Below are 13,591 nucleotides of genomic sequence, written 5' to 3' on the forward strand. Positions count from 1 at the left end.
ATCAACTACTTTCTTTCAGCTTTAAGAACAGCCATCCGATCATCATCCCGGCCGCGGCGAAAAAACAGTGAATAACAGCAAGCATGAAAGCGCCAAAGACAGAATACAGCAGGTGCTCCACAACCCCTGTACCGTCGGCTGCATCCCAGCCGGCCAGAATATCCCCCATCCCCCAAATGAAAATCGGCGCAAAGGAGAGGAGAATCACAAGTTTCATATCCCGGTAAAACAAGTACACCGCAAGCCCAAGCACGGCGTACCACAAAATAAAGCCGAAGCTCTCATTTAACAGGGATGTGTGAATCGCGAGAAAAAACGAAATGGCTGTAAACATCAATTGGTACAAGGAGAGCTTCCGATTGATTTTTTTAAACATTTGACTTTCATGAACAGTCGATTCGATATGTTCCTTCGGAAGCTCGGCCTCCGTCATCTTCAAAAGCTTTTGAAGCTCTTCATCGTTTTCGGCCGCTTCCTCAATCCATTCAGCCGACTCTTTGCTTAACAGCCCCTCATGGTATAAAGGAAGCAAATCTTTGAATACACTGCGTTCCTTATCCTTCATCATAGCCCTCCATTTCTTGCTGTAGCTTGAGCTTTGCTCTGTGAAACCCGACCCTGGCATAGTTTTCGGTTTTGCCTGTGAGCATGCCGATTTCTTTAAATGATAATTCTCCGTAGATACGGAGGGTGACAATTTCCTTTGAAGCCTCATCAAGCCGGTTGATTTCCTCGAGAAGCCGCCGCTCTTTCTCGGTTTTCAGAAGGTGTTCTTCAGGAGATAAGCAAGCCGCTTCCTCATGCTGAAATATCATGTTTGTCCCGGCTTTTGACGCTCCTGAACGAAAGTGTTTTTTCAACACATTTTTAGCAATCGCAAACACCCATGTTTTGATTGTCGACTTTCCCGAAAATGTATGATAGCCTTTCACAGCCTGATAAAATACTTCCTGTGTTAAATCTTCCGCTGTTTCTTTATGAAATGTCTTAACGTAGAAAAAGGCATAAACGGAAGGCTGAATACTCTTGTAGACTTCCTCAAGCTTCATAAAGCCCCTCCCCGGCTGGGCTGCCGCTATTTTTCCATTCACTTATTAGTACCGCTGAACCTCTTTTTGTTACAAAAAATCGCATAAAAAAAGAGGCAAAAATGAATATTTCATTTTGCCTCCGGATATCCCAGCCGCCAAACAAATGCCTTCCAGATCATGCCCTGCCCTTATTTAGGCAAACCCGCCAGCGATTTTAAAAAACTCACTTTCTCTTCAGTTGTTTTCAGGTTCACTAAGCTCCCGGCCTTCATCGACAGCCCGCTTCAGCGCCTGCAGCATATAGCCGATTCCCCGATAGCCCGCCAGCGGGTAAGTGATCTGCTGGCGGCTGCCAAACACGTTCCTCAAAACAGGCCTGTATTTTTTCCCGCCGAGCATAACGATTTCGTCATAATCCATCAAGTTTTTCCGTTCACCTTGCGCCTTCAGCTCATCATCCGCCATAATCTCCGGGTGGTCCATCCCGAATGTGACATCATAGTTTTCAGGAACGATATCTTCCGGTTTTAAAAAACCGTGTTTTGCTGAAAGAATCACCCAATCCGCAAAAAACGTCTGCGCATATGCGCCGCACGCCCGATGAAACGGACTCAGATAGACATCCTTTGCGGCGGACGGGCCGATGCCCGGATCGACAACCCAGATTTTCTTCGCCCCGCACGGGATGATGCAGAGTCTTTTCATCATATGTCCCCCCTTTTGGTTCCGCTAAAAAACGCCTTTAAAAAGGCGTTTTATTTCAGCTTCAGCGATACGACCGATTCGACGTGCGCCGTCTGCGGAAACATATCGACAGGCTGAATGTATTCGACATGGTAATCCTTCGCTAAGTACTGCAAATCTTTCGCAAGTGTTGACGGATTGCATGAGACATAAACGAACCGCTTCGGCTTAACCTGCCTGATCGTATCAAGGAAGGTGCGGTCACAGCCAGTTCTTGGCGGATCGACGATGACGACATCAGGCCTGAAGCCTTCTTTAGTCCATTTCGGCAGCCAGTGCTCCGCCGTTCCTGTGACATAACGCGCATTATCAATTCCGTGCTTTTTGGCATTTTGGTTGGCGTCATCGATCGATTCTTTGATAACGTCCATGCCGCGGATTTCTTTTGCTCCGTCGGCGATCCACATTCCGATTGTGCCGACGCCGCAGTAGGCATCGACGACTTTTTCGCGCCCGCTCAGTTTCGCCGCTTTTTTCACTTCGTCATACAGCTTGACCGTCTGGATCGGATTAAGCTGAAAAAAAGCGCGGGCGCTCAGCTCAAACGTAACCTCGCCGAGAAATTCCTGAATGACCATATTGCCGGCTAGGAGCCTTGTATCATCGCCGAAGATAACCGATGTCTTGGCTTTGTTGACGTTTTGAATTACGGATGTCACTTCAGGCAGACGCTTTTTGATTTCTTCTGCAATGAGCTCCTTGCGCGGCAGGTCTTCTTTTGACGTGACAATGACAACCTGCACTTCCCCCGTCTCAAAGCCGACCCTCGTCACGATCGTGCGGACGTCGCCCGTTCGCTTCCGTTCGTTGTAGACGGAAATGCCGAAGTCTTCAAGAATCTGCTTGACGGTTTGTGTCGTTTTGTTCGTCGCCGGATGCTGAACGATGCATTCCGTAATCGGGACAAGCCGGTGTGAGTCAAGGCCGTACAGCCCTGCTACCATCTTTCCATTTTTCGAAAGCCCGAGTTGAAACTGGCTTTTATTCCGGTAGTGCCAAGGGTTTTCCATGCCGATCGTCGGCCTGATGTCCATTTTGCCGATGTCAAAACGGGTGTGCCGTTCGAGCGATTGAATGACGATGTCCCGTTTTCCTTTCAGCTGCTCTTCATAAGCCAGATGCTGGAGCTGGCAGCCCCCGCATTGCTCATAGATGATGCAGGGCGGCTTGACGCGGTGCTCTGAACGCTTGCGCACCTTTTTGACCCGCCCTTCGGAAAATTTCGGATGAACCTTTGTCGCCTCGACGACGACTTCTTCACCCGGCAGTGCGCCGGGGACGAAGACGACTTTTTTCTTGAAGTAGCCGACGCCTTCGCCATTGATGCCGAGGCGCTTGATCGTCAGCGGAAATTGCTGTCCGACTTTTAATTCTGCTGATGATCCTTTTTTGTCACGTTTCACTGATGTTCTCTCCATTTCTACTCAATGCTCCTCCATAAATACAAGGAAGCATAGCTTAAATAAGGGTGCCATTCTTTGCTCATTTCAAGCATTTGTTCTTTTGTCGGTTTATCGTTTAAGCCAAAATGGCGTTTGATGGCATTTTGGATGCCGATATCGGCGGCCGGAAACAGATTGGGTCGGCCGAGTCCGAACAGCAGAACGTTTTGGACGGTCCACGGGCCGATGCCTCTGATTTTCACCAGCTTTTCCATAATGTCTTCATCTGATAATTGATCAAGCTCATCAAGATTTAAACGGCCGTCTGCGATCATCCTTGATGTATCGATGACGTATTCAGCCTTCCGCATGCTGAATTGAAGTTCGCGCAAGTCGTTATAGTCGAGCTGTGCAATCGTTTCGGGAAGCGGATAAAACCAGACCCCGTCCTTTTGCTCTCCATAAGTGTGAACGAACCGCTCTGTGAGCGTATAAGCAAAAGACAGATTAAGCTGCTGGTGGATCATGCATTTCATCAAGCAATGATACAAATGAAAATCGAGCACCAGCGGCGTTCCGGCATGCTCTGCGAAAATTGATGACAAGCTTGATTGTGAAAAGTGATCCAGTACAGGCTGAAGATTTTCCTCCCATCTGAAGATCCGTTTCACTTCTTTCATCATGGCGTCTCGATCGTCTGTACCGCTGACGGCAAACGCCGGGGCTTCGACAGTTCCCGTCGCCTGCACAGCGACAATCCGGGGCTCTTTGTTTTGATTGCGGAGCGGCAGCTTGACCTCCCTTTTGTCAAGGTTGACCGCATTGAGCGGATCAAGCGAAAGCCTGTCCAAGACGCGGTCAAAATGATACGGCGGTGATACGCTTACAGTTTCCTTCCACATCGCTTCCCATCCCTTTTTCTTCTTTGTCCACAGTATACCATGTTTCAAATTCTCTTAAAAAAGAACAACATTTTATTTTTTCACCGAATGAATCACAGGGCATCGCAGCATCCTATGGAAGCGGAGGGGTGCCGATGATTAAACATTTTGCGATGACAAAGGACGGAAAACTTTTATCTACCGACATCAAAGCAGAAAGGCTGACAGATCAAGATATTGAGTGGTACTGGACGGACTTCGATCAGCCTTCGGATGAAGAAGTCTCTTTACTCAAAAGCCATTTTCACTTTCACCCTTTAGCAGTTGAGGACTGCGTTCATCATTTGCAGCGTCCGAAGCTTGATCAATACGAAGAATATCTTTTTTTCGTCATACACGCGTTGAATCAAAGGACGCTGGCGTCTGAAGAAGTTGACTTATTCGTTGGAAAAGATTTTATCATCACATTTCACTTTCATCGTTCAGACGGTATTGAAAAAGTAAGAAGACAGCTTTCGGAAAACAGCGAGTTGTGGAAAAAAGGACCGAGCCATATCGCCTATATGGTCATGGATCAGCTTGTTGACGAATATTTCCCGATTCTTTACAAAATAGAAGACCGCCTCAATGAAATTGCTGAAAGCGACAGCAGAAAAACGTATGGAACGCTGATGAATGAAGTGTTTGATATCCGGAGCGACCTTCTAAAGCTTAGGAAAACAATCATTCCGATGCGGGATTTGCTTTACCGGATTTTAAACATTGAAATCTCAAAAGAAAACCGCGAACGAAAAGCGTATTACAGCGACATTTACGACCACCTCTTGAAGCTGACCGAAATCGTCGAAAACAACCGCGACATGACCGCCGATTTAAGGGACAGCTACCAGACGCTCAACTCCAACCGGATGAACGCCATTATGATGACGCTGACGATCGTCTCAACGATTTTTATTCCGCTCACCTTCATTGCCGGAGTGTACGGCATGAACTTTGACAACATGCCTGAACTGCATTGGCGCTACGGCTATTTTTTCATCCTCGTCATGATGGGAGCCGTTGTCGCCGGCATGATCTTCTGGTTCCGGCATAAAGGATGGTTTGACATTTTCAAGTAAAACCGGAAACCTTTTTCCTCTCTGTTCGACTATTTCTATAACTGAGGGGGGAAAGAAATGAAGGTACATACAGGGCTTGCCGGCATCTTCTTGATCGTTCTCGGCTTGTTGATTAGCGCCGAAAATCATCAAAGCGTGTCTGCTGCAGACGCGCTTTCGGACTTTTTCAGACTGCCTGTCCGCAATTTAGTGGTTCTGATCTGCATGTTGATGCTCATCATCGGCTTCATTATGGCGTGGCGCCATTATTATGGAGTACCGTGGATCCGCTTTAAGCTGTTTTTGTTTATTATCGGCATTTCAGTATTTTACCCGCTGGTCACAGAACAGCTGATGCTCTTTCAAAAATGGAATGCACAAGGCGATGATGCCGTGGAATATATGAAAAAGAGAAGCACTTGCAGCTATCAGAGCGATATGGAGGAAGGAAACATGGACTGTGAGGTGAAAGTGAACAATTACGGAAAAAAGACCGAACGCATCCAGCTCATCCCTGATATAACGAGCGAATTTGACTTTCAGCCGGAAGAGCTGGAACTGTCTCCGCATTCACAAGAGACGTACAGCGTCACCTTTAAGGCTCCGGGAAATGAGGATGTGTATGAATCAGGGATAGAAGAAGAGCCGAGGATGAAGGTTGAAGTGGTGAAATGAGCGACTTCACTCGATTCAAGCAGCACGCTTTTGGAAACTTTTAAAAATATTACATGGAAGAGAAGGTTTAGAAGTAAAAGGTATACAGAAAAAACGAACTGCAAACAGCCGCTTCACAAACTAATAGACAAACCTCAAAGAAAAAAGCCGCTCCTTCACGGAAGCGGCTTTTCGTCTATTAATCGCGATAAGATTCTGCAATCGCGTTGGCGGCGACGATCGCATTGTAGACATCGTCAGGGGTGACTGGGAACGGCATGTTGCCCATTGTGTCGCCTTCTGCGCAAGCGCTTTGAGCGACTTGGCGCCATTCCTCTTCGACAAATTCGTCGACTCCGAGGTCTTTTAATGTCAACGGCAGACCGACGCCTTTGATAAAGTCAATGACGGTCTCCAGCTCTTCGGCTGGCGCGTTTTCAAGAACGAGCTGTGCCAAAAGGCCGAACGTGACTTTTTCGCCGTGCTGAGCTCTGTGCAAAGAAGGAACGGCTGTCATTCCATTGTGGATCGCATGTGCGGCGGCAAGACCGCCTGATTCGGCGCCGACGCCGCTTAAATAGATGGTCGCTTCTATTGTGTCTTCAACAGCTCGTGTAGAAACGCCATGCTTGATCGCCTGCATCGCTTTTACGCCGTTTTCCAATAGCGTATCGTAGCAAAGGCGGGCAAGTCCCAATCCAGTAGTTGAAGGCTTCATCAGCACGAGGTTGTCGCCGTTTGCTTTAAAGCAGGCGCGCGCTTCAAAATACGTCGCCAAGGCGTCTCCGATACCGGCTGCGAAAAAGCGCGGCGGCGCGGATGCCAAAATGTCAGAATCCGCGAGAACGACATCTGGGTTTGTCGGCAAAAACAGATATCGATCAAACGATCCGTCATGTTTATAAATGACGGCAAGGGCCGTACATGGAGCATCTGTTGAAGCAATTGTCGGGAAAATCACAACCGGCAGCTTCTCGTAATAAGCGGTGGCCTTTGCTGTATCAAGCGTTTTTCCCCCGCCGATCCCAACGATGATATTAGCGCCTGCATTGCGTGCAAGCTCCCGGTTACGATCGATTTCTTCCTGTGTGCATTCGTAATTGAATTTTTCAAAAACAGCTTGATTGCCGGCTTTCTGAATCGAATTCCCCGCTTCTTTTTGAGCGCGTTCCAAAATGAATTCATCGCAAATGATATATGCGTGATCACCATAATCTTCAATGTAATCGTTCAAGTTCTCAAGGAGTCGTTTTCCTGTAATAAATTTTTTAGGCGATGTGACTGATTTTACTAATTTTGACATGGTAATTCCCCCTTCACTATCAATGATATACCTATTTTCTTTTTAAATCTAGTAATATATGTATATAGAATGGATTTTTATTCTATGGAATTGACTAGGGGAAATAAAAGAGCCTGAACCATCAACTTTTCCGCTCAAAGCAAAAACCCCGTCTCAGCGTCCGGGGCATTTCTTTCAAAAGGGCTTTAGCATCATAGATTTTTCAAACATCAGGTCATCAAGGCTTTTAAATGTATAGCCTTCTTTTTTTAAGTCGGTGATCGCCTGATCAAGCGCTTCGGCATTGTCTTTCGAGACGGTGTGAAGCAAATAGACGGCGCCGGGATGGGCCTGTTTCATCATATTGTCGTACGCATAGCGCCACCCTTTTTGGGCATTGATTTTCCAATCGACAAAAGCAACAGACCAGAATACCGTTTGATAACCGAGCTTTTTCGTTTCTTCAAGCACCCGCTCGCTGAAAACGCCCCGAGGCGGCCTCAGGTAGAGATTGTTTTTTTCGCCTGTGATTTTGTAAACCTCCTCATCGACCGATTCCAATTCCTCTTGTATCACGCGGCTTGTTTTCGTCGTGAGATCCGGATGGTGATAGGAATGATTCCCGATGATATGTCCTTCCTCGGCCATTCGCTTGATCAGCTCCGGCTGATCTTTGACAAAATGGCCCGTCACAAAAAAGGCAGCTTTGACGTTTTGTTTTTTCAGAACATCTAGCACCTTAGGGGTGTAGCCATTTTCATAGCCGTTATCAAAGGTCAGATAGATCGTTTTTTCCTTTGTGTTGCCCAAATAAAAGGCGTCGTACTGCTGCAAAAGGCTGTTCAGCTCTTGTCCCGCATCTGCCGGCTGATGGTTTTTGCTTTTTGAAAAGCCCCAATGGATCGCCTTGTTGGAAATCGCTTCAGCATTGCCGCTGAAGGCCAGCATCAGCAGGAATCCGCAGCATAAGGCATAGAATCGTTTCATCATCTTCTCGCTCCCAGTTTTATTTTTTCTTATTGTGCAGAAGGGCTGAGCTTTTCATACCAAGCAACACTTGGAAAACAAAAAAACCGCGGCAAAGAATGCGGCGGTTTTATTTCCAGTCTTTTTTAAAGCGCTCGTATTTGGCTTCCAAGTCGTCGAGCATGCTGATCAGTCTGTCAATATCTTCAAGGTCGGTCGATTCCGGGTCTAAAGAATCGATGACTGACATAAACATATCCAATCTGTTTTTTAAATAATTGACTTGCTGTTCTTTGTCATGTACTGCGTTACCCATGATTCTCCTCCTTTTGTTCCTTTATCGTAGCCTATAAACGGCCTTTTTTCAATCATCCATGACTTGCACGCCTCAAGGATCAGGTCTAAAATGAATAGTTGGGCTATATTAGTATGTCCTATCATAAAGGAGTTAGATATGTCATGACAGAAAAAACGCAGGTTCGTCCGATTACCCCGGAATATGATCCTTGGGAAGCCTACATGGACGTTGACCAATATGGAGATATACAGCTGACGAACGTTGAATTTACGACGACGACTCTTTGCAATATGCGCTGCGAGCACTGCGCCGTCGGGTATACGCTCCAGACGAAGGACCCGGACGCGCTGCCCGTCAGCCTTCTGTTGAAACGGCTTGATGAGATTCCCCGCCTTCGTTCTTTAAGCATTACGGGCGGCGAGCCGATGCTTTCATTAAAATCCGTAAAGGAATATGTCGTTCCTTTATTAAAATACGCTCATGAACGCGGCGTGCGGACGCAGATCAACTCAAACTTGACGCTCGATATCGGGCGCTACGAGCTGATCATCCCCTACCTTGATGTGCTTCATATTTCCCACAACTGGGGAACAGTCGAAGACTTTGCAGAAATCGGCTTCGCCATGATGGATAAAAAGCCGACGTATGCCCAGCGGGCGCGCTATTTCGAAAAAATGATCGAAAACAGCCGGACGCTTGTTGATGAAGGGGTTATGGTATCCGCCGAGACGATGCTCAACAAACGGACGCTTCCTCACATCGAGCATATTCACCGGCAAATTGTCGAAGACATGAAATGCCAGCGCCATGAGGTTCACCCGATGTATCCGAGCGATTTTGCAAGCGCGCTTGAATCTTTAAGCTTACAAGACATGAGGAAAGCGATCCACCGCCTTCTTGACATTCGCGACGAAAATACGTGGATGCTGTTCGGCACCCTGCCGTTTTACGCGTGCAGCCCTGATCCTGAAGACCACGCTCTTTTACAGCGGCTGCGCGAAGCGAAAAATGTCACGGTCAGAAACGACCCTGACGGCAGATCGCGCCTGAACGTCAATATTTTTGACGGCAATATCATCGTGACCGATTTCGGAGATACTCCGCCGCTCGGCAACATTCAAACCGACAGCCTGCCAAGCGCCTATGCGAAGTGGAGAAAAACAGAGCTTGCCAAGGAGCTCAACTGCCACTGCCCGCACGTCCGATGCCTCGGGCCGAATGTGCTCGTCAAAAACAGCTATTATCAAGATGTTGATTTTACTTCCAGAACAGCAAGAGTATGAAAAAGCAAGCCGCAAAAGGCTTGCTTTCAGATTGTTGACAAGATCCCAAAACGACTTTTTGTTTTGGGATTTTGTCATCCTTTCAGCGTGATTGAAAACCCTTGCAGTCTAGGAAGGCCGAGCATCGGAGCGGAGCGAATGTTGGAATTCGTGAGCACCGACGCGCAGGCCTGACAACGAATGCGAGGGTTTCTCGACACGCTGAAAGCAAGCCGCAAAAGGCTTGCTTTTTTATTTCGGCTGATGGCTGAGCTGAAAGCCGAATGTGAGGTGATCCTGTACAGGAATCCAGGCGCCGATTCCTTGCGAGGTGATATTTTTGACGACCAGCTTTCTTTTGTTGCCTTTTAATACAATGTACACTTCACCGTAGGTGACCTTCCCTTTTTCATTGACGGCAGGTGCATAGGCGTGTAAATTCCCCAGCTTTTTCGGCTGCACTTTATAAATCTGATCGCGTTTTGTGCCGGCGCCGACGACTGTTTCAAAGGCGAGCGGCAGCTTTGTTTTTTCCATGGCTTCAAGCATCATCATGTTTTTGACATCGTCCGCTTTCGGGACTTTCGCTGTTAAGCCGCCTTTGATTTTGCTCGTCTGTTCCTGGGAATACGTGAGTTCGGCAGGTGCTTTCCCGCCCCGGTTGTCAAAGCGGTTTGTGTTGATTTTGCGGTATTCCCAGTTCGCAACGGTTTCATTCGAGGTATACCCGAGCGCCCATCTGCCCAAATAGATCGTCGCTCTGTAGCCGATTGCCAGCGGTGTGCCGGAAATGCTTGACTCATTCAGCATTTTGATGAGATGCGGATTTTCAATCGCGATATCGGTTGTTTTCAGCAGCTCTTCAGCCAGTTCGCTCGGCTGCAGCCTCGGCTGATCCTGGGAGGCGTTAGGGTATGTGTTCTCTTTGGAAATATTCGTGACAGAGCTTGGAATCTTGATCGGCTTGGCTGCATCAGCTTCCTGTACAGCGAAAAAACTAAAGGATAAAAACGCAGTTAGCGTAAAACACAAAAGCTTTTTCATACTATCACTCTTTCTGTTTCTTTTCCCTTATTGTTTTCCGGATGCTCTCCGTTTATCCCAATTTTTTTAAAGAAGGAAAAAACCGATTCCCATGATGATATAAGCAGCCAGCAATGTCGCACCCTCAAACCAGTTCGTATCCCCGTCGTTTGAAATGACGATCATCAAAAGGACGGCGGAAGCCATGGCGACGAGTTCCGGCAAGGTAAAGACGAGCGGCATGCTCACTGGAAAAAACAAAGAGCTGATCACAAGAACGGGTGCGACAAACATCGCGATCTGCAGCGTTGATCCGATCGCAATTTCAACTGCGACATCCATTTTGTCCTTATAGGCCATAATGACGGCAGAAGCATGCTCTGCCGCGTTTCCGACGATCGCGACAATGATGACCCCGATGAAAAGCTCCGACCAGCCGAATTGTTCGGCCACCGTATCAAATGTGTGGACGAGGTGCTCGGAAATGTAGGCAACGGCAATGGTCGCCAAAAATAAAATCAATGTTGCCCTCTTTCCCGACCATTCCGGCTCTTCATGCGATTCTTCCCGCTCATTTTGATTCGTCTGGTAAACCCCGCGGTGGCTGACAAGCTTGAAATAAAGCGCTGCCAGGTAAAGCAAAATCATGATGATGCTGATGCCGACGCTCATCGACAGCTTCCTCGGCTCTGTCATTTCGGCTGAAAATACTTCTGGGATGACGAAAGCGACAATCACCGCGAACATGAGCAAACCTGAATTGTGTCTCGCATCATACACGTTGAATTCCTGGCGCTTATATTTCAGGCCCCCGATGAAAAACGACAGGCCGGCGACCAGAAGAAGGTTGCCGAGGACAGATCCTGTCAGCGATGCGAGCACAATGCCGGTCAGTCCTTCCCGCAACGCGAAGATCGAAATGATCAGCTCAACGGCGTTTCCGAACGTCGCATTTAAAAGGCCCCCGATCCTCGGACCCGCAATAATCGCAAGGCTTTCGGTGGCTCTTCCCATATAGCTTGCAAGCGCGATAATCGTCAGGCAGTATATGATGAACAATAAAACCTGCGGCCAATGCAACATGCTCCCTGCGACAGAAAGGGGAACTCCCGCAGCCATCATCCAAAAGAAAAAACGGCCCATTTTTCATTCCTCTTTTCTTTTTTGGTGTAGGTTATTTTTGTGCGAACTTTTCAGTTTATATACGGCATACTGATCTATTCCGCATTGACGCAGGTTTTTAAACATCAGCGAATCTGAAATGTTTCGATGATCTTGATGCTGTTTTCAACAGATCTCACCATGGCACAATTTTTCATCGCTACTTTCAGCGCCTTTTGAATTTGTTCTGCACCGAGGTTTTCTCCCTTCAATATGAAGTGAAGATGGATGCTTTTGATGCGGCCCGCCTCTTCGGAAATGCGTTCTTCTTTTGTCTCGATGGTCATATCTTTCAGCTGTATCCTTTTCTTTTCCAATATGTTATGAAGAACGGTTCCGCTGCATGCCGCAATCGAAGCGGCCAGCAATTGATAAGGCCTGAATCCTGCTTCTTCATTGCCTGATATCTTAAGCTTTCCATATTCCAGATCAGCCTCAAAGCCGTTCTGATTCCACACGATTTCCATGATTCACACCTCTTTTGACAGAAAAAGAAAAATCGCCTTGCCTAAAAACTTGTGAAAGTTGTACGATCAAAGAAGGATTACGGATAAGGAGAATCGGCCGATGACTAGATTTCACTTTTTCATTCTCGTTTTGATTGTCAGTATATCAGGTTTTTCGCAAGGGATGCTCCTTCCTGTCATCTCTGTTATTTTCGAACAGGAAGGCCATTCGGCTGCGCTGAACGGTCTACATGCGACAGGCCTCTACATCGGCGTCCTGATCGCTTCGCCGTTTATGGAAGCACCGCTTCGCAGGCTCGGTTTTAAACCGCTGATCGTCATCGGCGGGGTGATGGTGTGCGCGAGTTTGTTCGCCTTTGTTTTTATTCAGTCGTTTATCGTCTGGTTCTTTTTACGGCTCTTGATTGGAATCGGGGATCATATGCTGCACTTTTCAACGCAAACTTGGGTGACCACATTATCGTCTGAAAAAAACCGCGGCCGCAATATCTCTTTGTACGGCCTTTCGTTTGGTTTGGGATTTGCTGCCGGTCCTTTTTTAACGCCGCTTGTCAACATTGCCCCGTCATTGCCGTTTATCGTCTCAGGTGCATTCAGCCTGCTGGCGTGGCTGTTTATTTTTTGCCTTCAAAACGATTTTCCTGAGAAAAGCGGCTCTGAAAGCCGCAGCGATAACAGCTTGAAGCGCTTCGTCCAAGCCTTTCTACTAGGATGGGTCGCGTTTTTGCCGACATTCGGCTACGGCTTTTTGGAAACCGCCCTGAACGGCAATTTTCCCGTCTACGCGCTCCGCTCGGGCATTTCCGTCGAAGGCCTATCAATTATTCTTCCGGCTTTTGCGATCGGAAGCATCGTCTTTCAGTATCCGCTCGGCGTGTTGAGCGACAAGTATGGAAGACGAAATGTGCTCCTTGTCATATTGGCTGTCGGGGCAGGCTGCTTCTTTGCGGCAGGCTTTTCCGATTCCGTCCCCTTGCTTGCGGCATGTTTTTTCATAGCCGGAATGGCTGTTGGATCAACTTTTTCACTCGGCATCAGCTTTATGGCCGACCTGCTTCCAAAACGCCTTCTCCCGGCCGGAAACTTGATGTGCGGAATCACCTTCAGCTTCGGAAGCATTTTCGGCCCGGTTGCCGGCGGCTGGTATATGCAGACATTTCATAACAGCAATCTGTTTTATTTGATTACAATCGTGATGGTGTTGATCTGGATCGGGGTGCTCTTTGGCAAAACGAAGAAAAACGGCGCTCTCGAACAATCTGAGGCGGCGCCAATGTAAAAAAGGCCGGCTGCTTACTATAGGCAGCCGGCCTTTTCGAAAACGTCAGGCAGTTTTAATGATA

General features: G+C 47.6%; 15 protein-coding genes. 4 read left to right on the forward strand and 11 right to left on the reverse strand.

The window, feature by feature from the left end; genetic code table 11:
• Window position 1: 1 nt before the first annotated feature.
• The 5 genes from M1E06_RS17305 to M1E06_RS17325 form a co-directional block, all read right to left on the reverse strand.
• Window positions 2-568 (reverse strand): hypothetical protein, encoded by a 567-nt coding sequence (locus M1E06_RS17305; protein ID WP_231006255.1) that lies wholly within the window; start codon window positions 566-568, stop codon window positions 2-4.
• Window positions 555-1,049: an RNA polymerase sigma factor gene (locus M1E06_RS17310; protein ID WP_035339189.1), complete on the reverse strand. Its 495-nt coding sequence runs from the start codon at window positions 1,047-1,049 to the stop codon at window positions 555-557. Before M1E06_RS17310 ends, M1E06_RS17305 begins: the two co-directional genes overlap by 14 nt.
• Window positions 1,050-1,265: 216 nt before the next feature.
• Window positions 1,266-1,736, reverse strand: a complete 471-nt coding sequence (locus M1E06_RS17315; RefSeq protein WP_254115014.1) for a DUF6884 domain-containing protein — start codon at window positions 1,734-1,736, stop codon at window positions 1,266-1,268.
• A gap of 50 nt (window positions 1,737-1,786) precedes the next feature.
• On the reverse strand, window positions 1,787-3,193 hold the full coding sequence (rlmD, locus tag M1E06_RS17320) for a 23S rRNA (uracil(1939)-C(5))-methyltransferase RlmD (protein ID WP_206761258.1): 1,407 nt from the start codon (window positions 3,191-3,193) through the stop codon (window positions 1,787-1,789).
• 2 nt (window positions 3,194-3,195) lie between these two features.
• A complete protein-coding gene (locus tag M1E06_RS17325) occupies window positions 3,196-4,059 on the reverse strand; it encodes a DNA-3-methyladenine glycosylase family protein (RefSeq protein WP_023855876.1) in 864 nt (287 codons plus the stop codon).
• A 134-nt stretch (window positions 4,060-4,193) separates the two neighbouring features.
• Between M1E06_RS17325 and corA the strand changes: the two genes are divergently transcribed.
• Together corA and M1E06_RS17335 are read left to right on the forward strand one after the other, a co-directional pair.
• Window positions 4,194-5,156: a magnesium/cobalt transporter CorA gene (gene corA / locus M1E06_RS17330; RefSeq protein ID WP_020450578.1), complete on the forward strand. Its 963-nt coding sequence runs from the start codon at window positions 4,194-4,196 to the stop codon at window positions 5,154-5,156.
• 57 nt (window positions 5,157-5,213) lie between these two features.
• On the forward strand, window positions 5,214-5,810 hold the full coding sequence (locus tag M1E06_RS17335; protein ID WP_020450577.1) for a hypothetical protein: 597 nt from the start codon (window positions 5,214-5,216) through the stop codon (window positions 5,808-5,810).
• 178 nt (window positions 5,811-5,988) lie between these two features.
• On the opposite strand, the gene M1E06_RS17340 is transcribed toward M1E06_RS17335, so the two are convergent.
• The 3 genes from M1E06_RS17340 to M1E06_RS17350 all read right to left on the reverse strand — a co-directional run bounded on the left by M1E06_RS17340 (window position 5,989) and on the right by M1E06_RS17350 (window position 8,353).
• Window positions 5,989-7,092 (reverse strand): glycerol dehydrogenase, encoded by a 1,104-nt coding sequence (locus tag M1E06_RS17340; RefSeq protein ID WP_035339192.1) that lies wholly within the window; start codon window positions 7,090-7,092, stop codon window positions 5,989-5,991.
• A 174-nt stretch (window positions 7,093-7,266) separates the two neighbouring features.
• Complete coding sequence (gene pdaA, locus M1E06_RS17345; protein ID WP_031304965.1) at window positions 7,267-8,058, reverse strand: delta-lactam-biosynthetic de-N-acetylase; 792 nt, start codon at window positions 8,056-8,058, stop codon at window positions 7,267-7,269.
• Window positions 8,059-8,167: 109 nt separating this feature from the next.
• Entirely contained in the window at window positions 8,168-8,353 is a 186-nt protein-coding gene (locus tag M1E06_RS17350) for an SE1561 family protein (RefSeq protein WP_003179806.1), read from the reverse strand.
• 143 nt (window positions 8,354-8,496) lie between these two features.
• Here M1E06_RS17350 and yfkAB point away from each other — a divergent pair, with 143 nt between their 5' ends.
• A complete protein-coding gene (gene yfkAB / locus M1E06_RS17355) occupies window positions 8,497-9,618 on the forward strand; it encodes a radical SAM/CxCxxxxC motif protein YfkAB (protein WP_080131283.1) in 1,122 nt (373 codons plus the stop codon).
• A 231-nt stretch (window positions 9,619-9,849) separates the two neighbouring features.
• On the opposite strand, the gene M1E06_RS17360 is transcribed toward yfkAB, so the two are convergent.
• The 3 genes from M1E06_RS17360 to M1E06_RS17370 all read right to left on the reverse strand — a co-directional run bounded on the left by M1E06_RS17360 (window position 9,850) and on the right by M1E06_RS17370 (window position 12,248).
• A complete protein-coding gene (locus M1E06_RS17360; RefSeq protein WP_020450573.1) occupies window positions 9,850-10,641 on the reverse strand; it encodes a YfkD famly protein in 792 nt (263 codons plus the stop codon).
• Between the two features lie 66 nt (window positions 10,642-10,707).
• A complete protein-coding gene (gene cax, locus M1E06_RS17365; protein ID WP_080131282.1) occupies window positions 10,708-11,763 on the reverse strand; it encodes a calcium/proton exchanger in 1,056 nt (351 codons plus the stop codon).
• Window positions 11,764-11,867: 104 nt separating this feature from the next.
• Window positions 11,868-12,248 carry an OsmC family protein gene (locus M1E06_RS17370; protein WP_020450571.1) on the reverse strand — a complete coding sequence of 127 codons (381 nt, stop codon included), beginning with the start codon at window positions 12,246-12,248 and terminating at the stop codon, window positions 11,868-11,870.
• A 100-nt stretch (window positions 12,249-12,348) separates the two neighbouring features.
• Here M1E06_RS17370 and M1E06_RS17375 point away from each other — a divergent pair, with 100 nt between their 5' ends.
• Window positions 12,349-13,527 carry an MFS transporter gene (locus tag M1E06_RS17375; RefSeq protein ID WP_020450570.1) on the forward strand — a complete coding sequence of 393 codons (1,179 nt, stop codon included), beginning with the start codon at window positions 12,349-12,351 and terminating at the stop codon, window positions 13,525-13,527.
• The last annotated feature ends 64 nt before the right edge of the window (window positions 13,528-13,591 follow it).

The organism is Bacillus sp. AK124 (assembly GCF_053903085.1).

Bases quoted from the DNA above. Each gene is read 5' to 3' on its own strand.
- M1E06_RS17305 (WP_231006255.1), bottom strand. From the start codon at position 568: ATGATGAAGGATAAGGAACGCAGTGTATTCAAAGATTTGCTTCCTTTA.
- M1E06_RS17310 (WP_035339189.1), bottom strand. From the start codon at position 1,049: ATGAAGCTTGAGGAAGTCTACAAGAGTATTCAGCCTTCCGTTTATGCC.
- M1E06_RS17315 (WP_254115014.1), bottom strand. From the start codon at position 1,736: ATGAAAAGACTCTGCATCATCCCGTGCGGGGCGAAGAAAATCTGGGTT.
- rlmD (WP_206761258.1), bottom strand. From the start codon at position 3,193: ATGGAGAGAACATCAGTGAAACGTGACAAAAAAGGATCATCAGCAGAA.
- M1E06_RS17325 (WP_023855876.1), bottom strand. From the start codon at position 4,059: ATGTGGAAGGAAACTGTAAGCGTATCACCGCCGTATCATTTTGACCGC.
- corA (WP_020450578.1), top strand. From the start codon at position 4,194: ATGATTAAACATTTTGCGATGACAAAGGACGGAAAACTTTTATCTACC.
- M1E06_RS17335 (WP_020450577.1), top strand. From the start codon at position 5,214: ATGAAGGTACATACAGGGCTTGCCGGCATCTTCTTGATCGTTCTCGGC.
- M1E06_RS17340 (WP_035339192.1), bottom strand. From the start codon at position 7,092: ATGTCAAAATTAGTAAAATCAGTCACATCGCCTAAAAAATTTATTACA.
- pdaA (WP_031304965.1), bottom strand. From the start codon at position 8,058: ATGAAACGATTCTATGCCTTATGCTGCGGATTCCTGCTGATGCTGGCC.
- M1E06_RS17350 (WP_003179806.1), bottom strand. From the start codon at position 8,353: ATGGGTAACGCAGTACATGACAAAGAACAGCAAGTCAATTATTTAAAA.
- yfkAB (WP_080131283.1), top strand. From the start codon at position 8,497: ATGACAGAAAAAACGCAGGTTCGTCCGATTACCCCGGAATATGATCCT.
- M1E06_RS17360 (WP_020450573.1), bottom strand. From the start codon at position 10,641: ATGAAAAAGCTTTTGTGTTTTACGCTAACTGCGTTTTTATCCTTTAGT.
- cax (WP_080131282.1), bottom strand. From the start codon at position 11,763: ATGGGCCGTTTTTTCTTTTGGATGATGGCTGCGGGAGTTCCCCTTTCT.
- M1E06_RS17370 (WP_020450571.1), bottom strand. From the start codon at position 12,248: ATGGAAATCGTGTGGAATCAGAACGGCTTTGAGGCTGATCTGGAATAT.
- M1E06_RS17375 (WP_020450570.1), top strand. From the start codon at position 12,349: ATGACTAGATTTCACTTTTTCATTCTCGTTTTGATTGTCAGTATATCA.